Raw genomic sequence first — 5,465 nt, 5'->3', positions numbered from 1 at the left:
CGCGCCGATCCCCGTCCTGCCGCGCGTGCCCTCGCGCGCGCTGCCGCTGCTGGCGCCGCTGCGCGCGGACGCCAGCCGCTACGTGCAGAACTCCGTGGCCAACTGGCTCAACGACGCAAGCAAGGGCCAGGGCCCCTGGGTGCGCGAACTGGCGGCGCGCTGGCTGCGCGAGAGCGACACGCCCGCCACCCGCTACATCGTGCGCCGCGCGCTGCGCTCGCTGCCCTAGCCGGCGCGCCGGACAAAAAAAAGAAAACCCGGCCGGAGCCGGGTTCGCGGAAGAGCAGGGCGCGGGCCGTTCAAGCGTATTCGGCCAGCGCCTTCCTCATCTTCTTCATCGCGGCCGATTCGATTTGCCGGATGCGCTCGGCCGAGACGCCGTAGTCCGCCGCCAGTTCGTGCAGCGTCATGCCGCCCGAGCCGTCGTCGTTGACCTTGAGCCAGCGCTCCTCGACGATGCGGCGGCTGCGCGGGTCCAGCGTCTCCAGGGCCGTGGCGATGCCGTCGGTGGACAGGCGCTCGCGCTGGCGCGACTCCAGTTGCGCTGTCGGCTCCTGCGAGGCGTCGGCCAGGTAGGCGATCGGGCCGTAGGCTTCCTCGCCGTCGTCCGAGGGGGAGGGGTCCAGCACCACGTCGCCGCCGGACATGCGGGTCTCCATCTCGACCACTTCCTCCGGCTTCACGTTCAGGTGGCGCGCCACCTCGCCGATCTCGCCGGTGTTCAGCGTCTCGCGGTGCGTGTCGGCGTCGGCCGCCTCGGCCTTGAAGCCCTGCTTCATCGACCGCAGGTTGAAGAACAGCTTGCGCTGGGCCTTGGTGGTCGCCACCTTCACCATGCGCCAGTTCTTCAGGATGTACTCGTGGATCTCGGCCTTGATCCAGTGGATGGCGTAGCTCACCAGGCGCACGCCCTGGTCCGGGTCGAAGCGCTTGACGGCCTTCATCAGGCCCACGTTGCCTTCCTGGATCAGGTCGCCGTGCGGCAGCCCGTAGCCCAGGTACTGGCGGGAGATGGAAATCACCAGCCGCAGGTGCGACAGCACCAGCGCGCCGGCCGCCTCCAGGTCGTTGTGGTCGCGCAGCCGGCGCGCATAGCGCTGCTCCTCCTCCTGCGTCAGCAGGGGGAGCCGGTTGGCGGCGGAAATGTAGGCGTCCAGATTGCCGAGCGAGGGCACGACAGCCCACGGGTTGGCCACGGCCAACTGGTTGGCGGAAGATCCAGACAGACTTGTCATATCGGGGATGCTCCTTGGTTGGTATTTCATGTTAGCACTCGGTTAGAGAGAGTGCTAAAACGGGAGTTCCCAATGACCATGAAGAAATTGATAGTTTTTCTGATCCTCTGCCGGCCGGCGCCGCGGGACACCCGCTACCAGCGGATGCCCAGCCGCCTCAGCCCCAGCGCGGCGACGAACAGCGGGCCGACGTAGAGGTATTGGAGGTCCTCGAAGAAGGAAGGTTTCTTCCCTTCGACCTTGTGGCCAATGAACTGGAAGATCCAGGCCACCACGAACACGGCCGCCGACACCGGCAGCACCCGCCCGCCCAACGCGTGCACGGCCGCCAGGATCAGCGCCGTACACAGCACCATCACCACCAGGAAGACCGGCGAGCGCAGGCGCACGTAGTACACCAGGCTCAGGGCGAGGAAGGCGTAGGCCACCCAGGGGTGCAGGGCGAACAGCAGCCCGACCAGGCTGAACATGATCGCCGGGATGGCCAGCACGTGGATGAACTCGTTCACCGGATGGCGGTGGCTCTCGCCGTAGTGCGCCAGCAGCACGTCGATCCGCCGGGCGCCTTCGCCCGCGGTCCAGGAGGGGGTGGTCTGCGTCGTCATCGTGTCTGTCTCCTTGTCGGCATGGCCCTGGTAAAAGTTCACGGGGCCTCGAAAATTGAAACGAAAGTCAACACCTCGTCAACTTTTCGCTCACGCTGGCCCCTTGCAGTGACCGACCATGCGGTCCATGGCGCTGCCGACGTGCGGCGCGGCTGTCACGGATCATGTTCAGGGACTTTCAGGGGGAGCCAGGTCACCATGCACAAGCTGATCGTCACCCGTCACGGGGGTGAGCGTCAAATCATCGAACTCGACCGGCCGAGGATGACCATCGGCCGCGCGCACAGCAGCGATCTGCCGCTGGACGCGCCGCTGGTCAGCCGCGTCCACGCGCTGATCTCGCTGCGCGACGAGGGGGTCTATCTGAGCGACCTCGACAGCAGCAACGGCACCCACGTCAACGGGCGCCGCATCGAGCGCTGCCAACTGCACCACCGCGACGTGATCCGCGTGGGCGACGTGGACATGCGCTACCTCGACGAGAGCCTCGCGGTGTAGCACGACGAGCCCGCGACCGTCGCTCCCTGCCTTTGAAGGGGCGCGGCCGCAGGCCCCTCAGCCCGCCAGCGCCTGCGCGAACTCGCGCGCGTCGAAGGTCTCCAGGTCTTCCAGCTTCTCGCCCACGCCGATGAAGTAGACCGGCACCGGGCCGCCCTTGCGCTGCTGGCCCCACTGGGCGATGGCGCACAGCACGCCGCCCTTGGCGGTGCCGTCCAGCTTGGTGACGACCAGGCCGGTCAGGCCCAGCGCGTCGTCGAAGGCCTGCACCTGGGCCAGCGCGTTCTGGCCGGTGTTGCCGTCGATCACCAGCAGCACCTCGTGCGGCGCCGTCCCGTCGGCCTTGGACACGACGCGCTTGATCTTCTTGAGTTCGTCCATCAGGTGCAGCTGCGTCGGCAGGCGGCCGGCGGTGTCGACCAGCACCACGTCCTTGCCGCGCGCCTTGCCGGCGTTGACGGCATCGAAGCTGACCGCGGCCGGGTCGCCGCCCTGCTGGCTGACGATCTCGACCAGGTTGCGGTCGGCCCACACGGCGAGCTGCTCGCGTGCGGCGGCGCGGAAGGTGTCGGCCGCCGCCAGCAGCACGGTGCAGCCCTCGTTGGCCAGGTGCTTGGTCAGCTTGCCGATGGAGGTGGTCTTGCCGGCGCCGTTGACGCCGGCGACCATGATCACGGTGGGCACGTGGCGGCCCACCTCCAGCGGCTTTTCCAGCGGCTCGAGCACGGCCGCCACCGCCTCGACGAGCTGCGTGCGCACCGCCTGCGGCGTGGTGGCGCTGGTGCGCCAGACGCGGTCCTTCAGGTCCTGCAGGATGTGCGCGGCGGCGGGAATGCCGGTGTCGGCCATCAGCAGCGCGTCTTCCAGTTCCTCGTAGAGCTGGTCGTCGATCTGCGCGTTGACGAACACGGCCTGGATGCCGCTGCCGGTCTTCTTCAGGCCGCTCTTCAGGCGGGTCATCCAGCCCTGGCGCTCGGTCGTGGCGGCCGTGGGTGCCGCCACAGGGGCCGCGGGCAGGGCGGCCGGCGCGGGCGCGGCGACCGGTGCCGGTGCCTCCTGCACCGGCGGTTCTGCCTCGGGCTGGGGCGCGGGCGAAGGTGCGGCGCCGGGCTCGGGGGCCTTGCCGCCGCCGCCGAACCAGTTCGAAGGACGGAAGGCGGAGCGCTGTGCAGGCGCCGGGACGGCGGCGGGAGGCGTGGCCTCGACGGGGGCAGCCGGCGGCGCGGCGGGGGCTTCAGCCGGCGGCTTCTTCTTGAAAAAACTGAACATTCGAGGCGTTTCTAGAATCGACGGATTCTATGAAACGACCCCCCTCGCCACGCCGCACTGCGGCCGGCGTGGCGTTGCTGGCAGCCCTGGCCGGGCTGCTGGCACCGGCCGCGTCGGCCCAGGCACCCGACACCCCGCAGGCGCCCGCCGCCCTCCCCACCGCTTCCGTCAAGCCGCAGCAGTTCACGCTGGCGAACGGCATGACGCTGATCGTGCTGCCCGACCGGCGCGCCCCGACGGCGGTGCAGATGCTGTGGGTGCGCGTGGGCTCGATGGACGAGGTGGACGGCAGCTCCGGCGTGGCCCACGTGCTGGAGCACATGATGTTCAAGGGCAGCGCCCTGCTCAAGCCCGGCGAGTTCTCGCGCCGGGTGGCGGCGCTGGGCGGGCGCGAGAACGCCTTCACCTCGCGCGACGCCACCGGCTACTACCAGCAGATCCCCGCCGACCGGCTGGAGGAGGTGATGAAGCTGGAGTCGGACCGCTTCGCCCACAACCAGTGGCCGGACGACGAGTTCCGCCGCGAGATGGAGGTGGTCAAGGAGGAGCGCCGCATGCGCACCGACGACCAGCCGCGCGCCCGCCTGGGCGAGTTGCAGAACGCGGCGGTGTTCGTCGCCTCGCCCTATCGCCGCCCGGTGGTGGGCTGGATGAGCGACCTGGACGCCATGACGCCGGAGGATGCGCGCGTGTTCTTCCAGCGCTGGTACGTGCCGGCCAACGCCGCCGTGGTGGTGGTCGGCGACGTGGACGTGGCGCAGGTGCGCGCCCTGGCCGAGAAGTACTACGGCGCGATCCCCGCGCGCGCCGTGCCGCCGCGCAAGCCGCGCACCGAGCCGGCGCAGCGCGGCATCCGCCGCGTCGAACTGAAGGCGCCGGCCGAGCAGGCGTACGTCTCGCTCGCCTTCCGCGCGCCGCAAGCGGACCCGCAGGCGCTGGACGCGCCCAGCGACGCCTGGGCGCTGGTGGTGCTGTCGGCGGTGCTGGACGGCTACGCCGGCTCGCGCCTGGACAAGGCGCTCACGCAGGGCGAGCAGCGCGTGGCCGACAGTGCCTCGGCGTGGTACGGCTTCACCGGGCGCGGGCCGCAGCTGTTCACCCTGGCCGGCGTGCCGGCGACAGGCCGTACCGCCGAAGAGGTGGAGGCGGCCCTGCGCGAGCAGGTGGCGCGCATCGCGCGCGAGGGCGTGGACGCGGCCGAGCTGGCGCGGGTGAAGACGCAATGGCTGGCCAGCGAGACCTACAAGCGCGACTCGGTGATGGCGCAGGCGCGCGAGCTGGGCAGCAACTGGGTGCAGGGCCTGCCGCTGGATGCCAGCGAGCGCATCATGGCCCGCCTGGCGGCGGTCACGCCGCAGGAGGTGCAGGCCGTGGCGGCGCGCTGGTTCGGCGACGACGAACTGACCGTCGCCACGCTGCGGCCCCTGCCGCCGGACCCGAAGGCCGCCCGCGCGCGGGGCTTCACCGCACCGCAGGGGGCGATGCAATGAGCCGCCCGATGCCTTCTTCCTCCTCCCGCACCGCGCTGAAGGCGCTGGCCGCGCGGGCCGCCCTGGCCGTCGCCGCCGCCTGCTGCGCCCTGGGCGCCCAGGCCGGCGTGCCGATCGAGCGCTGGCAGCTGCCCGGCGGCGCGCAGGTCTACCTGGCCGCCACCGACGCGCTGCCCATCGTCGACGTGCAGATCGACTTCGATGCCGGCAGCCGGCGCGACCCGGCGGCGCAGGCCGGGCTGGCGGCCGTGACGGCCGGCATGATCGAGAAGGGCGTGGCCGCGCGCGGCAGCGAGCCGGCGCTCGACCAGAACCAGCTCGGCGAGGCCTGGGCCGACCTGGGTGCCGAGTTCAACGTCGGTGCCGGC

Annotated in this window: 5 protein-coding genes and 2 pseudogenes; 4 read left to right on the top strand and 3 right to left on the bottom strand. The window is 70.9% G+C overall.

Annotated features, from left to right (window positions below; all coding sequences use genetic code 11):
• A pseudogene (locus ACIY1X_RS24360) lies at window positions 1–229 on the top strand (DNA alkylation repair protein); the annotation flags it as partial.
• Between the two features lie 70 nt (window positions 230–299).
• Here the strand turns inward: ACIY1X_RS24360 and rpoH are convergent.
• Together rpoH and ACIY1X_RS24350 are read right to left on the bottom strand one after the other, a co-directional pair.
• Window positions 300–1,235: an RNA polymerase sigma factor RpoH gene (gene rpoH / locus ACIY1X_RS24355; RefSeq protein ID WP_399685709.1), complete on the bottom strand. Its 936-nt coding sequence runs from the start codon at window positions 1,233–1,235 to the stop codon at window positions 300–302.
• 134 nt (window positions 1,236–1,369) lie between these two features.
• On the bottom strand, window positions 1,370–1,840 hold the full coding sequence (locus ACIY1X_RS24350) for a DUF962 domain-containing protein (protein WP_399685706.1): 471 nt from the start codon (window positions 1,838–1,840) through the stop codon (window positions 1,370–1,372).
• Between the two features lie 198 nt (window positions 1,841–2,038).
• On the opposite strand from ACIY1X_RS24350, the gene ACIY1X_RS24345 reads away from it, so the two are divergent.
• Window positions 2,039–2,338, top strand: coding sequence for an FHA domain-containing protein (locus ACIY1X_RS24345; RefSeq protein ID WP_399685702.1), 300 nt, complete (start codon window positions 2,039–2,041; stop codon window positions 2,336–2,338).
• A 57-nt stretch (window positions 2,339–2,395) separates the two neighbouring features.
• On the opposite strand, the gene ftsY is transcribed toward ACIY1X_RS24345, so the two are convergent.
• Window positions 2,396–3,607, bottom strand: coding sequence for a signal recognition particle-docking protein FtsY (gene ftsY, locus ACIY1X_RS24340; protein WP_399685699.1), 1,212 nt, complete (start codon window positions 3,605–3,607; stop codon window positions 2,396–2,398).
• A 29-nt stretch (window positions 3,608–3,636) separates the two neighbouring features.
• Between ftsY and ACIY1X_RS24335 the strand changes: the two genes are divergently transcribed.
• Window positions 3,637–5,097 carry a M16 family metallopeptidase gene (locus tag ACIY1X_RS24335; protein WP_399685696.1) on the top strand — a complete coding sequence of 487 codons (1,461 nt, stop codon included), beginning with the start codon at window positions 3,637–3,639 and terminating at the stop codon, window positions 5,095–5,097.
• Between the two features lie 8 nt (window positions 5,098–5,105).
• Window positions 5,106–5,465 (top strand): annotated as a pseudogene (locus tag ACIY1X_RS24330) (insulinase family protein); the annotation flags it as partial.

The organism is Xenophilus sp. (assembly GCF_044462705.1).
Classification (GTDB): domain Bacteria; phylum Pseudomonadota; class Gammaproteobacteria; order Burkholderiales; family Burkholderiaceae_C; genus Xenophilus; species Xenophilus azovorans.
The sequence above is the reverse complement of the archived record's forward strand: the minus strand, read 5'-3'. Positions and strand labels throughout refer to the sequence as shown.

Coding starts and splice junctions, on each gene's coding strand:
- ACIY1X_RS24345 (WP_399685702.1), top strand. CDS start 2,039: ATGCACAAGCTGATCGTCACCCGTCACGGGGGTGAGCGTCAAATCATC.
- ftsY (WP_399685699.1), bottom strand. CDS start 3,607: ATGTTCAGTTTTTTCAAGAAGAAGCCGCCGGCTGAAGCCCCCGCCGCG.
- ACIY1X_RS24335 (WP_399685696.1), top strand. CDS start 3,637: ATGAAACGACCCCCCTCGCCACGCCGCACTGCGGCCGGCGTGGCGTTG.
- rpoH (WP_399685709.1), bottom strand. CDS start 1,235: ATGACAAGTCTGTCTGGATCTTCCGCCAACCAGTTGGCCGTGGCCAAC.
- ACIY1X_RS24350 (WP_399685706.1), bottom strand. CDS start 1,840: ATGACGACGCAGACCACCCCCTCCTGGACCGCGGGCGAAGGCGCCCGG.